The following is a 17,264-nucleotide window of genomic DNA, read 5'->3' as shown; positions in this document are numbered from 1 at the left end:
ATTGATCATGAACTATGATCATTCAGCAGAGGCTTGTCAACCGTCTCGTCGGGGTGCGGACCGTCAGGCCGCGTCAGGGACGGGCAGCGACCAGTAGGCGGGGAGCAGCTCCGGCTCGACGAGACGCACCTCGGCGGGCACGGCGTCGTCGGGCGTGAGGAAGTACTGCGTGCTGCGGCTCGAGACGGCGCCCGTGCAGACGGGGGCCTCGGGGAACGGCATGCCCGGGAGCGCCGACGCGCCCGCCGTGAACTCGCGCGCGGCGTCGTCGAGGAGCACGACCTCGCACGACGAGTACGTCTCCTCCTCGCTCGCCGGGGCAGCGGGCGCGTCCGACCGCAGCGACACGTCGGCGGCCCAGAGCGTGTAGCCGTCGGGCGCCTCGATGCGGTCCCCGTACCCGTCGTCGAGCCAGTCGACCTCCTCGAGCCCGGCGAGTCGTGCCCGGACGTCGCCGACCTGCGCCCAGCCCTCGGCGTCGGCCGTGTGGGCGCGGTGCGGCGCCGACGCCCACCACCCCTGCACCGCGTCGGAGCGCCACGTGAGGGTGCCGAGCGCCGCGAGCGCCCCCGCCAGCACGACGAGCCACCACCGGTTCGCGCGCCACCACCCCACGCTCCCGCTCATCCGTCCCACCCCCCGGGGACGAGCGCGGGCCGCACCACGTCGACGACGGCGTCGGCCGCGGGCCGCTCCAGGCGACCGAGGTCGATCTCGGCGACCGCCTGCGGGCGGTCGATGTCCGCGTCGTCGTGCTCCGTGAGGACCCGCAGCACGACGTCCCCGTCGAGCGCACGCCCGGGCATCTCGACGACCACGGTCCCGGCCTCGGGGACGTCCGGGTCCACGAACGTGCTCATCATCGTGCTGCTCGCGCGGTGCGACGCCGCGTGGTCGCGCCCCGCGGCGTCGCGCAGCTCGAGCGCCTCGATGCCGGCCTCCTTCGTGGTGCCGGACACCGCGAGATCGACGGCGACCCAGACGCCGTCGGTCGTCAGTGTGTCGAACCCGTCCTCGAGCACCGTGCCCGTGCGCACGTCGTCGACGCGCACGCGCAGCGGGCCCGCGGTGACGACCTCGCCGACGCCGCCGCGCGTCGTCGTCGCCGTGAGCGTGGGCCACCACGTGTCGACGCGCGCCACCGCGGCCCCGACGCCCACGGCGAGGAGGAGCAGGACGACGGTCACGACGACGTCCGCACGCCGCGGGCGCCCGGGCGCGGCGGGCTCACCGGCGGTCGTGGGATCGCCCGCGGTCGCCGGGGTGGTCGCCGTGTCCACGGTGGGCTCGGTCACCACGCCTCCTCGTCCTCGGGCGGGTCCACGATCTCCGGCGGGACGTCGCCGGGCGGGACGTCCACGAGCACCACGGCGCCCGTCTCGGCCCACCGGCGCCCGCCGCCGACCGTCATGTCGCGGTAGCGGAAGCTCGGGACCGTGACGGTGAGGGGCTCGTCGGGGGCGGCGGACGTCGCGCCGCCCTCGGGGACCGTCACGGGCCACAGCAGGGCGACGTCCTCGGCCAGGCCCGGCTGCAGCTCGGGGTAGACCGAGGCGTCGCGCACGAGCAGCGTCGGGTCCGGGCGGTCCGGTTCCGCGTCGCCCGCGAGCGCCAGCCCGCCCGGCAGCGCGTCGGGGAGCGTCACGGCGGTGCGGTCCAGACGTCGGGGCTCGCGGTCGGTGTCCAGCGCACCCACCACCACGACCAGCCACGCGTCGGCGCCGGAGTCCTCGAGCGCGGAGACCTGCACGGCGTCCGTCACGGACCACGACCGCACCGTCAGGTCGAACGGTCCCGTCGGGACGGGCTCCCCCGCGGCGGCGTGGGCGGGCCCCGCCTCGGCGGCGACGTGCCGCGCGAACCCGCCGGCCGCCGCCGTCCCCGCCACGAGGCCGAGCACGACCGCCAACGCGACACGGCGGGGCCACGTCCCGACGACCGCGCGGAGCAGCGGGATGCTGCGGGCGGCCCTCGGCGCGGTCGACGTCACGGCGCGCATCCTACGGGGCTGGCGGCGTGCCCGTCAGGCCCCGCGGACGAGGAGCGTCGTGACGGGTCCCATGACGATCGCGTACATGAACGCGAAGAACAGCGTGTGCAGCAGGACGAACAGGAGCGCGGCGCGCACGGCGCCCCGGGCCCGGAAGTGCGTGCCGAGCTTGCGCACGAACTCGACGGGGTGGGCCAGGTCCCAGCTGTTGAAGCGCACGTACCGGCCCAGGTAGATGCCCACGGACACGAGCGCGAGCACGACGAGCACGGCGATCCACGAGGACGCGTGCCGAAACGGGTCGTCGTCGTTCGGGTACAGCACGAGGGCGAGCAGCGCCTGCGCGAGGAAGACGTTGACGACCGTGTTCATGACGCCCGACATCGCGAGCGTGAGCACGGCGACGATGTCGTACCAGAGCGGGACGTCCTCGCCCTCCTGCCGGTGGCTGTAGTTGAGCTCCGTGACGAGGTACCCCGCGTTGGGCAGCAGCAGGAGCCACACGAGGAACCCCGCTCCCGCGACCGTGAGGACCACCCACGGCGGGGCGCCGCCCGCGATGAGCACGGCGTCGAGGACGACGACGAGCCCGAGGACGATGACGGGCGCGATCGACAGCCCGATGTTGAGCAGCATCGGCCGGTACAGGCGCGTGCGGTAGAGCGGTGCGCGCAGCACCACGAGGGCGAGCGCGTACACGTTGAGCAGGGCCACGCCCCCGAAGAGCCAGTCGAGCACGCCCCCACGGTACGGGTGGTTCGCCGCGCGGGGCGCGACGAGCGTCGTTAGCGTGGAGTCGCTCGACGCAACGACCTCCCCGTGCCCGACGACGGGCACCTCCCACCAGGAGTCGCCATGGCGCAGCAGCACGCGAGCGGGACCGCGGGCCCCGCCCCGACGACGACGTCCTCGACCACCTCCCCGACCCTGATGCTCGTCCTCGCGACGATCGGGTTCGCCGTGAACTTCTGGGCGTGGGCGCTCATCAGCCCGCTGGGCGCGGCGTACGGGCAGCTCTACCACCTCACCGACGTCCAGGTGTCCGTCCTCGTCGCCGTCCCGGTCGTCGTCGGCTCCCTCGGGCGCATCCCCGTGGGCGCGCTCACCGACCGCTACGGCGCGCGCATCATGTTCCCGCTGGTCAGCGCCCTGACGATCCTGCCCGTGCTGTTCGTCGGGCTCGTCGCGGACAGCTTCGTCGCGCTGCTCGTCGGCGGCTTCTTCCTCGGCCTCGGCGGGACGGCCTTCGCCGTCGGCGTCCCGTTCGTCAATGCCTGGTACCCGCCCGCGCGCCGTGGCACCGCCGTCGGGATCTTCGGCATGGGCATGGGCGGCACCGCGATCTCCGCCTTCACCACCGTGCGCATCCGCGACGCGTGGGGCGACGCCGCGCCGTTCCTCCTCGTCGCCGCCGTCCTCGCCGTGTTCGCCGTCGTGTCATGGCTCCTGCTGCGCGTCCCGCCCGGCCGCGCGACCGCCCCCGCGGGCGGGTTCTGGGCCCGCACCTGGGCGACGTTCCGCCTGCCCGCCACCCTCCAGCTCTCCTGGCTGTACGCCGTCGGGTTCGGCGGGTTCGTCGCGTTCTCCGTCTACCTGCCGACGTTCCTCGTCAACGCCTACGACCTCACCGCGTCCGACGCCGCCGCCCGCACCGCCGGGTTCGTCGTGCTCGCCGTCGTCATGCGGCCCGTCGGGGGCGCGCTGTCCGACCGGTTCGGCGGCGTGCCCGTCTCCGTCGGGTGCTTCGCCGTCGTCACGGCGCTCGCCGCCGTCGTCGCGTTCCAGCCGTCGCTCGTGCCGGTCGGGACGATCGCGTTCCTCGGCCTCGCCGCCGCGCTCGGCGCGTCGTCGGGCGCGACGTTCGCCCTCGTCTCGAAGGTCGCGCCGGTCGAGAAGGTCGGGGCGGTCACCGGCCTCGTCGGCGCGGCCGGCGGCCTCGGCGGCTTCATCCCGCCGCTGCTCATGGGCGTCGTCTACCAGCTCGAGGGCACCTACGGCCTCGGCTTCGCGCTCCTCGCGCTCACCGCTCTCCTCACCCTGCTGTTCACCCTCGGCCCCGTCCGCCGCGCCGCCGCGGCGTAGCGACCCGCGGCCTCGATGGTGGCCGGGGTCGCTATCTCGACCCGGGAGTCGCCATCTCGACGGGGGGTCACACCCGGAGCGCCTCGCTCGGTTGGATGCGGCGCGCGCGCAGGGAGGCCGCTACCCCGCCGAGCACCCCGACGACGACGCCACCCGCGACCGCGACCGGGACGTGTCCCAGGTCGAGGACCGGGGTCCAGCGTCGGGCGATGGTGATCGCCAGGAGGGCGGCGACTCCCGTGGCCGCGCCTGCGACGCCGCCGACGACACCCACGAGCGCGGCCTCCGTCATGACGAGCCGGCTCACGTGGCGCGCCTGGGCGCCGATCGCGCGCCGCATCCCGATCTCCCGGGAGCGTTCGAGCACGGACATCGTCATCGCGCTCGTCAGGGAGACGACCGAGGCGAGGATCGCTACCCCCGTGAGGACGAGGAGGATCGTCCGGACGTCGTTCTCGATCTCCCCGCGCAGGCCGCGAGGGTCGGGCGGCGCGACGATCGTGAACGCCTCGGGTGTGCTGGGCCGCAGCACGAGGGGGGCCTGCGCCGCGACCTGCTGGGCTGCGCCGGTCGCGGTGAAGACGTAGACCTCGTGCTCCGCGGCGGGTCGCAGCGCGGCCGCGACGTCGACGGGCACGAGGACCGCCTGGATGACGTTCGTGACGCGATAGCCCTGGTCGACGATGCCGCGCACCACGAACGACCGTCCGTCGAGCACGACCTGCGGGCGCGCGCTGAGCGGCCCGAGACCGAGCCGGTCGGCGATCGCCCGCCCGAGCAGCACCTCGCCGTCCCCGAGCGGGCCCGGCGTCCCGCCTGCCCAGTCGACGCCGAGCTCCGCGGCATGGTCGATGCCGTCGCCGACGCCGAGCAGGAAGGCGTCCGGCACGCTGGCGGCCTCGCCCGGCAGGGCGACCGTCATCATCCCGTTCCGGGACACGAGCGCCGCGGCGTCCACACCGGGCAGGTCCGCGAGCCGGGCGACGGCCTCCCCGGGCACGCCCGGCGCGGTCCCGTCGACGACGACGGGCAGCCCCGCCTCGGCAGCGGCGAGGGGCATCGTCAGCGTCACGGCCCGGTTGAGCCGGGCGTCGAACCGCTCGGAGACCTGGGCCTGCGCCGACGCCGAGAGACCGACCGTCGTCAGGGCCAGGGCCACCCCGACCGCGACGGAGGCCGCGAGCGTGGCGGTGCGGCCGCGTCGGGAGGCGACCGACGCGGCCGCGTCACGGACCACCGTGCGGAACCCGACCCGGTGTCGTGCCCGACGTCGGTCCTCGCCCCCGGCCGGTCCCGTCGCCTCCGGCGACGGCCCGGCGAGCAGCAGGTCGAGGCCCGCGACCGCCGTGGTGGCGGTGCCGACGCCCTCGGCCGCACCTGCACCGACGCCTCCGGTGTCGGTGACGACGAGGCCGTCGCGCACCACGAGCCGCCGCTGCGCGCGAGCCGCGATCTCCGGCGAGTGGGTGACGAGCACGACCGTCGTGCCGGTGCGGTGCAGGTCGGTGAGAAGCTCCAGCACGGACTCCGACGTCGCGGTGTCGAGGTTGCCGGTCGGCTCGTCGGCCACGATCGTCCCAGACCCGACCGAGAGCGCACGCGCGATCGCGACGCGCTGCCGCTGCCCGCCCGACAGGTCGCTGGCGCGACGGTGCGCGGTCTCCGAGAGCCCGACACGGTCGAGCGCCTCCAGCGCCCTGAGGCGACGCTCGTCGGCGGGCACGCCGGCGTAGAGCATGCCGAGCTCGACGTTGTCCACGACCGTCCGGTGGTCCATGAGGTGGAACCCCTGGAACACGAAGCCGAACGTCTCCCCGCGCAGGCGCGCCCGCTCACGCTCCCCGAGGGAGGCGACGTCCCGGCCGTCGAGCCGGTACGTGCCCGAGGTCGGCGCGTCCAGGAGGGCGAGGATGTTGAGGAGCGTCGACTTGCCGCTGCCGGACGGGCCCTCGACGGCGAGGAACTCCCCCGGGCCGATCCTCAGGTCGACCCCTCGCAGCGCCTCGACCGGCTGCGCGCCCGGGTACGTCTTGGTGACCCCCGCGAGGTCGAACGTCGTCACTCGACCTTCACCTCGTCGCCCGCCGACAGGGCGTCGGCGGTGACGGGTTCGACGGCGCTGGTCCCGCCCAGGCGCCCGAGCTCGCGGACCTCGACCTCGCGGAACGAGCCGTCGGGCTCGCGCCGCTGGACGACGGCGGTGCCGTCGGAGTGCACGGCGACGGCACGGGCCGGGACACGCAGAGCCTCGTCGGCCACCGCGGACACCGTGATCGTCGTGAGCACGTTCGCCCCCAGCCACGTGCTGTCGATCGGCTGCGCCGCCACCAACGGCACCCCGACCTCGACCGGGGCCGCCTCGTCCCCCGTCGCCGTCGGCGGGGCGGGGATCGCGCCGAGCGTGGCGTCGAGCACCGTGCCGTCGGGGCCGGAGAGCGTCGCGGTCATCCCCTCGCCGAGGACGGGAAGGACCGAGACCGCCACCTTCGCCTGCGCGACGACGGCGCCCTGGCCCAGGGTGATCGTCGCGTTCTCGGCCGTGAGCACGTCCCCCACGTCCGGCGTCGTGCCGACGACGGCGGGCAGCGAGCCCGTGACGACGAGCTCGCCGCGCGGCACGACCACGAGCTGCGCGGGGGCCGCCGGCGCGACGGAGCCGGTCGTGCCGTCGACCGGAGCGGCCGGGTCGGTGCCTGTGCCGTCGGTCGGAGCAACCTCAGATACCGCATCGCCGGTGGACGGCGCCGGCGCGTTCTGACCCGGCGTCTGCAACTCGTCGGCGGGCGCCTCGCGGGTGGTCGGCTCGTACCCGATGTCCTTGTAGAGGGCGCGCACGGCCTGGGCAGTCTGCGGGCCGAACTCCCCCAGGCCGCCCACGCGGTAGCCGAGGTCACGCAGGAACCGCTGCAGCTGCTCGACGTCCGGGCCGGTCGCTCCCTCGACGAGGTCGCGGTAGTACGGGAACGCCCCGGTGGTGGCGATGACGGGACGGCCGCTGACCTCCAGCACGACAGCGCCCGCCCGCAGCTCGGAACCCGCCGGGACCCCGACAGCCGTCACCACGGACTGGTCACCGCTCCCGGCGGCGACCTGGACGCTTGCCGCCGACTCGCGCACGACGTCCGACCGCGCAGTGATCTGCTCCGACAGCGCACCGAAGGTCACCGTCGCCACGATGTCACCGGGCGGCGGAGGTGCCGCGTTCGCGGCGACCTGTGCCGGGGACTGGAAGCTCGCCGCCGCGAACCACCCGCCCACGAGCCCCCCGACGAGGAGGACGGTCACGACCGCCCCGACGACGACGCGGCGGCGAGGAATCACCCGACCCCCGCCCCGTCCAAGATCTCCCGGGACTGCTTCTCGAAGGCATTCTTCTCCTCGAGGAGCGTGGCCAGCGCGTCCTCGTTCTCCGCGACGACCGTCGTCTGACGCTCCCACTCCGCGTCGTACAGCGCCTGCGCGTAGCCGGAGCTCTCCTGGCACTCGGCGTCGAACGTCGCGAGCCGGATCTCCTCCGCCTTCTGCTCCGGCGTCCGCTCGTTCTCCATACCGTCGGCGATCTCGCCGAACGACGCGCTCATCGTCTCGGTCGGCGTCCCGCCGTCCTCGCCGTTCGGGCTCGACGGGAGGTCGGTGACGCCGAGCGGCTGCATGCACGTCACCCACTTCTCGGCTGCCGCCACGACCGCGGGATCCAGGGCCGCGCCGTTCCAGGCCGACGCGCCGAGGCCGGCGAGGGCGTTGTTGATCCGCATGCCTTCCGTGGGCAGCTCCTCTCGCGCCTCGTCGACGCACGCCCAGAACTGCTCGTCCTGTTCCGGCGACCAGGACATCGACTCCTCGCTCGCCGCCCTGATGATGGCGGCGTTCGGGTCGGGCGCCCCGCTGTACCCCCACCGCGCGGCCGTCTCGACGTTGAACAGCCGTCGCCCACCGAGCGACATGGACTCCGAACGCACCGAGACGTCGACCTGCGGACGCTGATAATCGAAGCCCTCGTCCCGCATGCACGCCTCGACCAGCACGCCCTCCGCGGCGTCGCCGAGGGCGTTGTCGACCCTGTACGCGTCCAGGGGCATCACCCACTTCAGCCGGTTCTTTTCACCGTCGCCCGGCGCTGCCGCCTCGACCGATCCTGCCGCTGTTTCGTGATCGCGTTCCAAACCCCCGTCGGCCTCCATCGTTCCGCATCCCGCGACGACAAAGCAGAAGACCGCCCCACCGACAACCCCGGACAACGCTCGAACTCGCATCGCAGCTCTCAACCCCTTCAGACTTCGGCACCCGTGACCCGGGGACGTGGTGGGGCGGGGCTGTCGATGTCGTCATGTTCGACAGCCCCGCGACCACCCACTACGACTACTTGCACCCGTACTCGACCGAGCCGAACGCCCCCGAGAGCAGTTCGTCGTTGAACCCAGCGGGAGCATTCCCTCCGCTGTCGCCCAAGTTGCCGTCGCCCGACCCGGGCTTGAGGCCGAAGGAAGGGCCCTGATAACCCGGGTTGATGTAGTAGAAGGCGTACTCGTACCTGCCCTTGTTGGAGACCGAGCTCACTGAGTAGCCACCGTTACCGCCGACGCCCGCGTACGTACGCCAAGAGAAGTCGTACTGGCACTCGAAGAAGGAGAAGTGACCGGCCTCGACCGAGCCCGTCCGGTAGCCGGTGTCTCGCCACTGGCACGAGTACCCCAACGGGCAATCGGCCGTGGCTGCCGTGGCCGGTACCGCCAGGCCGACGCTGCCACCGAGTGCCAGCAGACCTGTGGTGACCAGGCCAATGATCGTTCGCTTCATCGCGTCTCCCTGCTTTCGGTCCCCCTGCTGAGGGCGAACGGGGCCAACCGTCGCAGATCGACCATCGGGCGCATAAGGGTTCTCACCATCTGGACCGTTTGCGGCCACCCCCTGCGTTCCGGGTGGAGTCGGGCACTAATTCAGACCGCGTCGTCAGGGGTGCGCTCCATGGACCTGTGCAGGACCAGTCGCGGAGCCGTGGGCGACGAGGCGCGGGAGGACGAACCAGAGGCCGACGAGCAGGACGAGCGCGCAGCCGCTCGACCACAGCGCCGCGGTGCGGTTCACGACGACGTCGACCACGAGCAGGACCGTCCCCGTGACGACGAACGCGAGGACGAGCACGCCGACCCGGGCGATGCGGTCGCTCAGGGTGACGAGCGCCGTCTTGCGGTGCTTGCGGAACAGCGCGCGGTGCAGGCTCACGGGCGTGACGAACAGGCCGGTGGACAGCACGGCGAGCGCCACGAGGGTGAGGTAGACACCGGTCTGGAACGAGTCGAGGTCGCCGAAGCGCTGCTGGAACGGCAGCGTGAGCAGGAACCCCGTGAGGATCTGCACGCCCATCTGCATGACGCGCAGCTCCTGGAGCAGCTCGGCCCAGTTGCGGTCGGACCGTTCGTCGGCCGACTCGTCACGCCCGTCGCTGACCTGCGTGGTCATGAGTCCTCCCTCGCGCCGCCCCTGGGCTAATCTTCCTTCTGCTGGGGTCAGGAATCGGCTCCGTCCTGATCGATCTCCGGGGACCCCCATCGATGGACGCTGTCCTGCCCTCCGACGTCGCGGAACCCGACGACGTCGTCCCTCCGGCTCTCGCCGACCTCCTCGCCGCCCTCGGCCCGGGTGACCCCCAGCCGGTCGGGCGCTTCCGCGTCGACGTCGCCACGGACACGTGGTGGTGGTCGGACGAGGTGTACGAGATGCACGGCTTCGCGCCCGGCGAGGTCGTCCCGACGACGGCGCTCGTCCTGTCCCACAAGCACCCCGAGGACCGGGAGCGCGTCGCGAGCGAGCTCGCGCACGCGGCGCGCACCGGGGAGCCGTTCGGGTCCATGCACCGCATCGTGGACGCGACGGGCCGGACTCGCACGCTCGCCGTGGCCGCGCAGGGCCGCCGCCTCGACGGCGGGGCCCCGTGGGCGGCCGTCGTGGGGTACTTCGTCGACCTGACGACCGCGCACGAGGAGGCGGCCCGGCGCGAGGCGACGGCGTCGATCCGCGCCGCGGACGCGTCACGCTCGGTGATCGAGCAGGCCAAGGGCGTCCTCATGACGGCGTTCGCGATCGGACCGGACGACGCGTTCGAGCTGCTGCGACGTCGCTCGAACGACGCGAACGTGCCCGTGCGCGAGCTCGCGCGCCGGCTGGTCGCGGCCGTCGTCGACGGGAGCGTCGCGGGCGCGGGCGGAGGCGCGCTCGACGAGACTGCCCGACGTCGCATCGACCGGCTCCTCGGAGGTGCGGACGACGGCACGCCCACGGGCGCGCTCGACTGACCGACGGACCGTCCGGACCGGCCCGCGACGCGAGGCCTGCCGGGGACGGCCTCGCCTCAGTCGGCCCCGACCCCCGGGATGCGCCGCGTCTCGACGATGTGGCGCGCGATGTCGACGAGCTTGATGTTCGCGTCCTGGGACACGCGGCTCATCACCGCGAACGCGCGCCCGGCCGTGAGCGAGTAGCGCTCCATGATGATGCCCTGCGCCTGCCCGATGAGGGTGCGCGTCTGGACGGCGGACTGGAGCTGCTCCTCGGTGCGCGCGGCGGAGATCGCGGCAGCAGCGACGGCAGCGAACGTCGACGCGAGGTGGTAGTCGTCGGGCCCGAAGGCGTCAGGCGACGTCGAGTACATGTTGAGCGCGCCGTGCGCGTTCTCCGACGTGTAGAGCTGCACGCACAGCATCGACCGGACCCCGAGCTCGCGCGCGACGGCGGGCGCCCAGAGCGGCCAGCGCGCGTCGGACTCGATGTCGCCCGACTCGACCAGCGCGTGGTCGTGGACGGCGTCCAGGCACGGCCCCTCGTGGAGCTCGTACTGGAGCGCGTCGCCGCGCGCGACGAGCGGGTCGGACACCGCGGGGCTCTCGATCCGCCCGCGCGTGACGAGCGAGATGCCCGCGGACTCGCACCCCTCGACCATGGAGACCGCGAGCTCGACGACGCGGTCGAGCGTCTGCTGGAGGGTCGGCTCGTCGGCCAGCGCCCGCGCGGCGTCCGCGACGAGCCCGGCGACGCTCTGGTCCTCGACGCCGCCCACGATCTCGGGCAACCCGGCGACGCCCCCCGTCTGCGGGGCGGGGACGGTGGCTCCCGGACCCGCCGGCATGCCGACCGTGCCCTGCTCGACGCTCTGCTCGATGCTCGTCATCTCGGCCTCCTCACGGGTCCCCCGGGCCCCAGCGTAGGCCGCGCTCACAGCGACCGGTACCCAGGGAGGCGGGCCGCGACGTCGTGCGCGGCCCGCCTCACCGGTGGTGCCGGAGGCCCCGCCCGGGCAGGGCGCCCGGACGGGTCGGGGGCGGTGGCCGTCTCGCCCGCACAGGGCGTGGCGGCTGGTGTCCCTGGGGCACCGTCGCTCTCGCGGCGGACCCGCCCCCGGGCAGGCGCGGACGCCTGCCCTCCGACCCTCCCGGGCGGGTCGCGGCCCTCGGCCGATCCGTCCGCGGCCCGCACGGGGAGGTCTCTTCCAGGCCCTAGAACACGGGCTTGCCTCCCGTCACCCCGAGGACGGTGCCGGAGACGTAGCTCGCGTCCGTCGGGGAGGCGAGGAAGACGAACGCCGGCGCGACCTCCGCGGGCTGCCCGGCCCGCCCGAGCGGCGTGTCCTGGCCGAACGTCTCGATCTTCTCCTCCGGCTGGGTGGCCGGTTGGAGCGGGGTCCAGATGGGTCCGGGAGCGACGGCGTTGACCCGGATGCCCCGCGGCCCGAGCTCCGCCGCGAGGTTCACCGTGAGGTTGTTGATCGCGGCCTTGGTCGACGCGTAGTCGAGCAGCGACGTCGAGGGCTGGAACGCCTGGATCGACGAGTTGTTGACGATCGCCGACCCCTCCCCCAGGTGCTCGAGCGCCGACTGGGTGACCCAGAGCAGCGCATAGAGGTTCGTCTTGAGGACGCGGTCGATCTCCGCGGTCGTGACGTCCTCGATCGACTCGCGCCGCGCCATCTGGAACCCGGCGTTGTTGACGAGGACGTCGAGCCCGCCGAGCTCCGCGACGGCGCGCCCGGGCAGGTCGCGGGCGGTCGCCTCGTCGGTCAGGTCGCCGGGCAGGAGGGCGCACGTGCGGCCCGCCTCGCGGACCCAGCGCGCCGTCTCCTCGGCGTCCTCCTGCTCCTCGGGCAGGTAGCCGATCGCGACGTCCGCGCCCTCGCGTGCGTAGGCGATCGCGACGGCGCGGCCGATGCCCGAGTCGCCGCCCGTCACGAGCGCGCGCAGGCCCTCGAGCCGCCCGCTCCCCCGGTACGACTCCTCGCCGTGGTCGGGCGCCGGGTCCATGGGCCTCGTGAGGCCGGGCGGCTCCTGCTGCTGGGCCGGGAAGGCCGTCTCGTCCGTCATGTCGTCCCTCCGTTCCGTCGGGGTCCTCTGCTCCGGCTCACGAGCGCGCGGGCTCGCGGCGGCGGGCGAGCTGGGCGTCGTGCGCGCGGGGCCGGGCGACCGGGCGCACGGCGGCGAGCGCCCCCGCGACCGTCGCCTCGGCCGTCGGGCCCACCCCGCCGGCCTTGCTCAGCGCGCGCATGACCTGCGTCGCCGTCTCCTGGACCGGGACGCCCGCCTCGCCCGCCGCCTCGGCGAGGAGCTGGCCGGCCGCGACGTCGTCGACGCCGTGCACGGCCATGAGCACGCCCTTGACCTGCTCGACGGCGGCCTGGCTGACGAACGCGCGCGTCACGGCGCGCTGCGACTCGCGCTCCAGCGCCTCCTTGTGGGTCGGGCTGACGTCGACGACGTAGCCCGCGATCTCGACGACGCGGCCGCGAGCGTCCCGGCGGCCCTGGCCCGTCACGACGACCGAGCGGGCCTTGCCGTGCCCGTCGACGATGCGGTGCGCGCACGAGAAGGGGCGGCCGGAGCGGATCGCGTCCGTCGCGGCGCGGACGACGCGGGCCCGGTCGTCGGGGTGCTTGCGCGAGCGCAGCGCGTCCAGGCTCGGCTCGACGTCCCCCGGCGTCCAGCCGTGCATCGTGTACACCTCGTCCGACCACCACCAGGTCCCGGTGCCGAGCTCGACGCGGTACTGCCCCACGAGCAGGTGCGTGCCCACGGCGAGCACCTCGGCGAGGGCTGCGGGGCGCACGGGAGCGGTCTGCTCGGGGCTGGGGGTGGTGGTCGCGGAGATCGAGGCCATGGTGTCCTCCCAAAGTTCGGGGGGCTGCGGGCCGCTTCATGACTCCGCCTCCAACCTAGCCCACTCGTCCGGAGTCGGCACCCGGGCTCCGCTACGGTGCGGGCATGACCCGCGAGCCGCGCCGGACGATCGCCCAGCACGCCGACGACGCGCTCGCGCTCGTCCGCCCGACGCCGTCGACGGACGTCCCGCTCGAGGACGCGGTCGGGGCGGTCCTCGCGGCGGACGTCGTCTCGACGCTCGACGCGCCCGCGTTCGACGCGTCCGCGATGGACGGGTACGCGGTGCGGTCGGAGGACGTGGCCGGGGCCACGACGGCGTCGCCGGTCGCGCTGCGCGTGGTCGGCGACGTCGCGGCGGGGGCACCGGGGCTCGACGCCCTCCTCGGGGTCGGCGAGGCGGTCCGGGTCATGACCGGGGCGCCGGTGCCGCGCGGCGCCGACCTCGTGGTCCCGGTCGAGCGCACGTCGACCGGGCGGTTCACGCCGGGGGCGGCCGGGAGCGGCCCCGCGACCGTCGAGGTCCACGACGCGTCGCGCAGCAACGTGCGGGCGCGGGGCGAGGACGTGCGCCGCGGTGACGTGGTCGTGGAGGCGGGAGCCGTGCTGACGGCTCGGCACGTCTCGGTCGCGGCGTCGGCGGGGCACGCGACCGTACCGGTGCACCGCGCGCCCCGCGTCGCGGTGCTCTCCACGGGCAGCGAGCTCGTCGCGCCGGGGACCGCGCCGGGGCCGGGTCGGATCCCCGACTCCAACTCCGTCCTGCTCGCCGCGTCGGCGCGCGCAGCCGGGGCGCGCGTCGTGCGGCGGGGCGCGGTCGGCGACACGGCCGCCGCGCTCGTCGCGGCCCTCGACGACCTGCTGGGTGCGTTCGACGGCGCCCCGCCCGACCTCCTCGTCAGCACGGGCGGGGTGAGCGCGGGCGCGTTCGACGTCGTGCGCGAGATCCTCGACCCCGCGACGCGCGCCGGGACGGCGTGGGAGGGCGCCGTCGCCGACGCGCGGCTCGTCGCCGTCGGGATGCAGCCCGGCAAGCCGCAGGGCCTCGCGCGGTGGCGCGGCGTCCCGTGGCTCGCGCTGCCCGGCAACCCCGTGAGCGCGTTCGTGTCGTTCGAGCTGTTCGTGCGCCCCGTCCTGGACCGCCTGCGGGGCGTCCCCGGGCAGGGGCGTGCGCTCGTCGGCCGCGTCGCCGCCGAGGGCTGGTCCTCGCCGGCAGGCCGCGAGCAGCTCGTGCTCGTGCGGCACACCGCGGCCGACGGCGCCCGCGTCGTCCCGGCCGGCCGGCACCGCGACCGCGGGGCGGACCCCGCGGAGGCGCGGGGGTCCGGCTCGCACCGCGTGAGCGCGCTCGCGCACGCCGACGCGCTCGCCGTCGTCGGCGCGGACGTCACGTCGGTCGAGCCCGGCGACGCCGTCCGGGTCCTGCTCCTGGACTGATCGTCGGGAACCCTCTCCGCACGCGCGTGCGAGAGTGGCGCCATGAGCCCCACGCACGACTTCACGCACCTGGACGAGCGCGGCCACGCCCGCATGGTCGACGTCACCGCCAAGCAGCCCACCGTCCGTTCCGCGACGGCGACCGGCGTCGTGCGGTGCTCGCCGGAGATCGTCGCGGCGCTGCGCGACGGCACCGTCCCCAAGGGCGACGTGCTCGCCGTCGCGCGCATCGCGGGCATCGCGGGCGCCAAGCGCACGGCGGAGCTGCTGCCGCTCGCGCACGTCATCGGGGTGCACGGCGCGGTCGTCGACCTCGTCGTGGGCGACCACGGCGTCGACGTCACCGCGACCGTGCGCACCGCCGACCGCACGGGCGTCGAGATGGAGGCGCTCACCGCCGTGGCCGTCGCGGGCCTCGCGGTCGTCGACATGGTCAAGGGGCTCGACAAGTTCGTCGAGCTCACGGACGTGCGCCTCGTCGCCAAGACCGGGGGCAAGTCCGGCGACTGGCACCGCGAGCCGTGACGGAACCCCGCCCGGCGTTCGTCTTCGACGCCCTCGTGCTGGCCGGAGGTCGCGCGGCGCGGCTCGGGACGCCCAAGCCGGGCGTCGTCGTCGGGGGCCGTCCCCTGCTGGAGCACGCGCTCGCGGCGACTGCCGGCGCGGTGCGGACCGTCGTCGTCGGGCCGGACGAGCTCGCCGACCCCGCCCGCTACGCCCTGACGCGCGAGGACCCGCCCTTCGGGGGGCCCGTCGCGGGCATCGCGGCCGGGCTGGCGGCCCTGCCCGGGCCTGACGACGGCGGCGCGGCCTGGGTGCTCGTGCTCGCGTGCGACGTCCCCCGGGCCGCGGAGGCGGTGCCCGCGCTGCTCGCCGCGGCGCTCCGGCGGACGGGCGAGGTCGCCGTGCACGCGGTGCGCGGCGGGCGCGACCAGTGGCTCGTGGGGCTCTACGAGCGGGCCGCGCTCCAGGGCGCGCTCGACGCCCTGCCCGCGCTGCACGGAGCCTCGGTGCGCCGCCTGCTCGCGGGACTTCCCGCGCTCGCCGTCCCCGACGAGGACGGCGCCACCGACGACGTCGACACGTGGGAGGATGCCCGCGAGCAGGACCGCCGCCTGGGCGCGGGTGCGGTACCGGCGCCCGACGACACCCCGGACGACAGCAGGAGGCCACGATGACGAACTTGGAGCGCTGGGTCGACGCGCTGGCGGGCGACCTCGACCTCGACCCCCAGGTGGTGGACATCGGCGCGATCCTCGACCTCGCGCGCGACGCGGCGCACGGCATCGAGCGTCCGGCCGCGCCCCTCACGACGTTCGTCGCGGGCTACGTCGCCGGGCTGGCCGCGCACGACGGATCGGGCCGTACCGTGCAGGACGTCCTGGACCGCGCCGCCGAGCTCGCGCTCGCGTGGACGCCGGAGCCCGAGCTGCCCAGCACGGCGGCGGCCGAGACGCAGGACTGACCGATGGTGACCGTCCGCTACTTCGCCGGGGCGCGCGACGCCGCCGGCACCGAGACGGAGAGCGTCGACGCGACGACGGTCGGCGAGCTGCACGCCGCGCTCGTCGCCCGCCACCCCGCCCTGGCGGACGTGCTCCCCCGCTGCTCGCTCCTCGTCGGCGGCATCCGCGCGTCCACCGACGCCACCCCGATCGGTACGGACGAGACGGTCGACGTCCTGCCCCCGTTCGCAGGCGGCTGACCCGGCCCCGTGACGAGCAGGCACGGATCGCCTGGTGTCAGTGGTCGCCGCCGTCGAGCTGGGTGAGGACGTGCGGCAGGAGAGGCTCCAGGACCGCCCAGCCGTCGCGCACGCCGCCCGTCGAGCCGGGCAGGTTCACGACGAGCACCCGGCCCTCCGGGCCCGACGCGATCCCCGCGAGCCCGCGCGACAGCACGGCGGCCGGCACGTGCGCGGCGCCGCGCCGGCGCAGCTCCTCCGCGACGCCGGGGAGCTCCTGCGCCAGGACCTCGCGCGTCCCCTCGGGCGTGAGGTCGCGCGGCCCGACGCCGGTCCCGCCGGTCGTGAGCACGACGCGCGCTCCCCCGGCCACGGCCCGGTCGACGGCATCGCGGACGGAGGCGACGCCGTCGGGCACGAGGTCCGTGACGACCGCCCAGCCCGCCGCCTCCAGGAGCCCCGCGAGGAGCGGGCCCGAGCGGTCCTCCGCCTCGCCGCGCGAGCAGCGGTCGGACACGGTGACGACGGCGACGGTCGCGTCCGCGGCCGGTCCGGTGGCTTGGCTCATGGCGCCACGGTAGCGACCCGCGTGGCCGGGTAGGGCGGGGTGTCGGGCGCGTCGCGCTCGGCGCGCGCGATCCGCCCGTTCTGGGCATAGTGGCTGTGGACCGACCCGCCGTCCCTGCTCGCCCAGGAGGCCCGCATGTCGTACGTGTCCGTGCCGTCAGCGCTGCCGGTGCGCGGGCCCTCGCGACCGCTCCGTGCCCGGCCCTCGACGTCCGGCGGCGGGCGAGCGGCATGAAGACGACGTCGGACGGTCCCGTCGAGGACGCGCTGCTGCGGCTCGGCAAGCACCTGCGGCGCGGGCAGGTGTCCGACGACCTGCGGCAGGTGTTCCTGACCGGCGGGCGCCAGGGCGACGTGTTCTACC

The 17,264-nt window shown here is 75.0% G+C and carries 20 protein-coding genes; 7 read left to right on the top strand and 13 right to left on the bottom strand.

Annotation, left to right across the window (positions count from 1 at the left end; translation table 11 throughout):
• Window positions 1-63: 63 nt before the first annotated feature.
• From ACTJIY_RS18950 to ACTJIY_RS18935, 4 genes are read right to left on the bottom strand one after another with little or no spacing between them, the layout of a single operon-like run.
• Window positions 64-627, bottom strand: a complete 564-nt coding sequence (locus tag ACTJIY_RS18950; RefSeq protein WP_439158679.1) for a hypothetical protein — start codon at window positions 625-627, stop codon at window positions 64-66.
• Window positions 624-1,295: a hypothetical protein gene (locus ACTJIY_RS18945; RefSeq protein ID WP_440674869.1), complete on the bottom strand. Its 672-nt coding sequence runs from the start codon at window positions 1,293-1,295 to the stop codon at window positions 624-626. Before ACTJIY_RS18945 ends, ACTJIY_RS18950 begins: the two co-directional genes overlap by 4 nt.
• On the bottom strand, window positions 1,292-1,990 hold the full coding sequence (locus tag ACTJIY_RS18940; protein WP_253054216.1) for a hypothetical protein: 699 nt from the start codon (window positions 1,988-1,990) through the stop codon (window positions 1,292-1,294). The genes ACTJIY_RS18945 and ACTJIY_RS18940 overlap by 4 nt, the downstream gene beginning before the upstream one ends.
• A 33-nt stretch (window positions 1,991-2,023) precedes the next feature.
• Window positions 2,024-2,728, bottom strand: a complete 705-nt coding sequence (locus tag ACTJIY_RS18935; RefSeq protein ID WP_253054218.1) for a DUF1361 domain-containing protein — start codon at window positions 2,726-2,728, stop codon at window positions 2,024-2,026.
• A 117-nt stretch (window positions 2,729-2,845) separates the two neighbouring features.
• Between ACTJIY_RS18935 and ACTJIY_RS18930 the strand changes: the two genes are divergently transcribed.
• On the top strand, window positions 2,846-4,072 hold the full coding sequence (locus ACTJIY_RS18930) for an MFS transporter (protein ID WP_440674870.1): 1,227 nt from the start codon (window positions 2,846-2,848) through the stop codon (window positions 4,070-4,072).
• A gap of 67 nt (window positions 4,073-4,139) precedes the next feature.
• Here the strand turns inward: ACTJIY_RS18930 and ACTJIY_RS18925 are convergent, their stop codons facing one another.
• From ACTJIY_RS18925 to ACTJIY_RS18905, 5 genes are all read right to left on the bottom strand, one after another.
• Window positions 4,140-6,134, bottom strand: coding sequence for an ABC transporter ATP-binding protein/permease (locus ACTJIY_RS18925; protein ID WP_253054222.1), 1,995 nt, complete (start codon window positions 6,132-6,134; stop codon window positions 4,140-4,142).
• Window positions 6,131-7,393 carry a peptidoglycan-binding protein gene (locus ACTJIY_RS18920; RefSeq protein WP_253054224.1) on the bottom strand — a complete coding sequence of 421 codons (1,263 nt, stop codon included), beginning with the start codon at window positions 7,391-7,393 and terminating at the stop codon, window positions 6,131-6,133. The genes ACTJIY_RS18925 and ACTJIY_RS18920 overlap by 4 nt, the downstream gene beginning before the upstream one ends.
• Window positions 7,390-8,151 (bottom strand): hypothetical protein, encoded by a 762-nt coding sequence (locus ACTJIY_RS18915; RefSeq protein WP_253054226.1) that lies wholly within the window; start codon window positions 8,149-8,151, stop codon window positions 7,390-7,392. Before ACTJIY_RS18915 ends, ACTJIY_RS18920 begins: the two co-directional genes overlap by 4 nt.
• 280 nt (window positions 8,152-8,431) lie before the next feature.
• Entirely contained in the window at window positions 8,432-8,869 is a 438-nt protein-coding gene (locus tag ACTJIY_RS18910; protein ID WP_253054228.1) for a hypothetical protein, read from the bottom strand.
• Window positions 8,870-9,022: 153 nt separating this feature from the next.
• The gene (locus ACTJIY_RS18905) at window positions 9,023-9,532 is read right to left on the bottom strand and encodes a DUF6328 family protein (protein ID WP_253054230.1); all 510 of its coding nucleotides are present in this window, start codon (window positions 9,530-9,532) and stop codon (window positions 9,023-9,025) included.
• A gap of 92 nt (window positions 9,533-9,624) precedes the next feature.
• Between ACTJIY_RS18905 and ACTJIY_RS18900 the strand changes: the two genes are divergently transcribed.
• Window positions 9,625-10,365, top strand: a complete 741-nt coding sequence (locus ACTJIY_RS18900; RefSeq protein ID WP_253054232.1) for a PAS and ANTAR domain-containing protein — start codon at window positions 9,625-9,627, stop codon at window positions 10,363-10,365.
• Window positions 10,366-10,421: 56 nt separating this feature from the next.
• Here ACTJIY_RS18900 and ACTJIY_RS18895 read toward each other — a convergent pair whose 3' ends face one another.
• The 3 genes from ACTJIY_RS18895 to ACTJIY_RS18885 all read right to left on the bottom strand — a co-directional run bounded on the left by ACTJIY_RS18895 (window position 10,422) and on the right by ACTJIY_RS18885 (window position 13,213).
• Entirely contained in the window at window positions 10,422-11,237 is an 816-nt protein-coding gene (locus tag ACTJIY_RS18895) for a GAF and ANTAR domain-containing protein (protein ID WP_440674874.1), read from the bottom strand.
• A 325-nt stretch (window positions 11,238-11,562) separates the two neighbouring features.
• The gene (locus ACTJIY_RS18890) at window positions 11,563-12,423 is read right to left on the bottom strand and encodes an SDR family oxidoreductase (protein WP_353708260.1); all 861 of its coding nucleotides are present in this window, start codon (window positions 12,421-12,423) and stop codon (window positions 11,563-11,565) included.
• 37 nt (window positions 12,424-12,460) lie between these two features.
• Window positions 12,461-13,213, bottom strand: a complete 753-nt coding sequence (locus ACTJIY_RS18885) for a PAS and ANTAR domain-containing protein (RefSeq protein WP_353708259.1) — start codon at window positions 13,211-13,213, stop codon at window positions 12,461-12,463.
• A 104-nt stretch (window positions 13,214-13,317) separates the two neighbouring features.
• On the opposite strand from ACTJIY_RS18885, the gene ACTJIY_RS18880 reads away from it, so the two are divergent.
• The 5 genes from ACTJIY_RS18880 to ACTJIY_RS18860 are packed head-to-tail and all read left to right on the top strand — an operon-like array spanning window position 13,318 to window position 16,354.
• A complete protein-coding gene (locus tag ACTJIY_RS18880; RefSeq protein ID WP_440674876.1) occupies window positions 13,318-14,649 on the top strand; it encodes a molybdopterin molybdotransferase MoeA in 1,332 nt (443 codons plus the stop codon).
• A gap of 42 nt (window positions 14,650-14,691) precedes the next feature.
• A complete protein-coding gene (gene moaC, locus ACTJIY_RS18875; RefSeq protein WP_440674877.1) occupies window positions 14,692-15,174 on the top strand; it encodes a cyclic pyranopterin monophosphate synthase MoaC in 483 nt (160 codons plus the stop codon).
• Window positions 15,171-15,827 (top strand): molybdenum cofactor guanylyltransferase, encoded by a 657-nt coding sequence (gene mobA, locus ACTJIY_RS18870; protein WP_440674879.1) that lies wholly within the window; start codon window positions 15,171-15,173, stop codon window positions 15,825-15,827. Before moaC ends, mobA begins: the two co-directional genes overlap by 4 nt.
• Window positions 15,824-16,114 (top strand): DUF6457 domain-containing protein, encoded by a 291-nt coding sequence (locus ACTJIY_RS18865; RefSeq protein ID WP_253054244.1) that lies wholly within the window; start codon window positions 15,824-15,826, stop codon window positions 16,112-16,114. Before mobA ends, ACTJIY_RS18865 begins: the two co-directional genes overlap by 4 nt.
• A gap of 3 nt (window positions 16,115-16,117) precedes the next feature.
• On the top strand, window positions 16,118-16,354 hold the full coding sequence (locus tag ACTJIY_RS18860) for a MoaD/ThiS family protein (RefSeq protein WP_440674881.1): 237 nt from the start codon (window positions 16,118-16,120) through the stop codon (window positions 16,352-16,354).
• A gap of 37 nt (window positions 16,355-16,391) precedes the next feature.
• Here ACTJIY_RS18860 and ACTJIY_RS18855 read toward each other — a convergent pair whose 3' ends face one another.
• Window positions 16,392-16,901, bottom strand: coding sequence for a MogA/MoaB family molybdenum cofactor biosynthesis protein (locus tag ACTJIY_RS18855; protein ID WP_440674883.1), 510 nt, complete (start codon window positions 16,899-16,901; stop codon window positions 16,392-16,394).
• Between the last annotated feature and the right edge of the window lie 363 nt (window positions 16,902-17,264).

This window comes from Cellulosimicrobium sp. 22598 (assembly GCF_052044445.1).
Classification (GTDB): domain Bacteria; phylum Actinomycetota; class Actinomycetes; order Actinomycetales; family Cellulomonadaceae; genus Cellulosimicrobium; species Cellulosimicrobium cellulans_G.
Note: the sequence above shows the minus strand (reverse complement) of the source record. Positions and strands in the feature narration are given on the sequence as shown.

What these genes read in the sequence shown, in the direction of transcription:
- ACTJIY_RS18950 (WP_439158679.1), bottom strand. Translation starts at nt 627, where the DNA reads ATGAGCGGGAGCGTGGGGTGGTGGCGCGCGAACCGGTGGTGGCTCGTC.
- ACTJIY_RS18930 (WP_440674870.1), top strand. Translation starts at nt 2,846, where the DNA reads ATGGCGCAGCAGCACGCGAGCGGGACCGCGGGCCCCGCCCCGACGACG.
- ACTJIY_RS18915 (WP_253054226.1), bottom strand. Translation starts at nt 8,151, where the DNA reads ATGCCCCTGGACGCGTACAGGGTCGACAACGCCCTCGGCGACGCCGCG.
- ACTJIY_RS18910 (WP_253054228.1), bottom strand. Translation starts at nt 8,869, where the DNA reads ATGAAGCGAACGATCATTGGCCTGGTCACCACAGGTCTGCTGGCACTC.
- ACTJIY_RS18905 (WP_253054230.1), bottom strand. Translation starts at nt 9,532, where the DNA reads ATGACCACGCAGGTCAGCGACGGGCGTGACGAGTCGGCCGACGAACGG.
- ACTJIY_RS18900 (WP_253054232.1), top strand. Translation starts at nt 9,625, where the DNA reads ATGGACGCTGTCCTGCCCTCCGACGTCGCGGAACCCGACGACGTCGTC.
- ACTJIY_RS18895 (WP_440674874.1), bottom strand. Translation starts at nt 11,237, where the DNA reads ATGACGAGCATCGAGCAGAGCGTCGAGCAGGGCACGGTCGGCATGCCG.
- ACTJIY_RS18890 (WP_353708260.1), bottom strand. Translation starts at nt 12,423, where the DNA reads ATGACGGACGAGACGGCCTTCCCGGCCCAGCAGCAGGAGCCGCCCGGC.
- ACTJIY_RS18885 (WP_353708259.1), bottom strand. Translation starts at nt 13,213, where the DNA reads ATGGCCTCGATCTCCGCGACCACCACCCCCAGCCCCGAGCAGACCGCT.
- ACTJIY_RS18880 (WP_440674876.1), top strand. Translation starts at nt 13,318, where the DNA reads ATGACCCGCGAGCCGCGCCGGACGATCGCCCAGCACGCCGACGACGCG.
- moaC (WP_440674877.1), top strand. Translation starts at nt 14,692, where the DNA reads ATGAGCCCCACGCACGACTTCACGCACCTGGACGAGCGCGGCCACGCC.
- ACTJIY_RS18865 (WP_253054244.1), top strand. Translation starts at nt 15,824, where the DNA reads ATGACGAACTTGGAGCGCTGGGTCGACGCGCTGGCGGGCGACCTCGAC.
- ACTJIY_RS18860 (WP_440674881.1), top strand. Translation starts at nt 16,118, where the DNA reads ATGGTGACCGTCCGCTACTTCGCCGGGGCGCGCGACGCCGCCGGCACC.
- ACTJIY_RS18855 (WP_440674883.1), bottom strand. Translation starts at nt 16,901, where the DNA reads ATGAGCCAAGCCACCGGACCGGCCGCGGACGCGACCGTCGCCGTCGTC.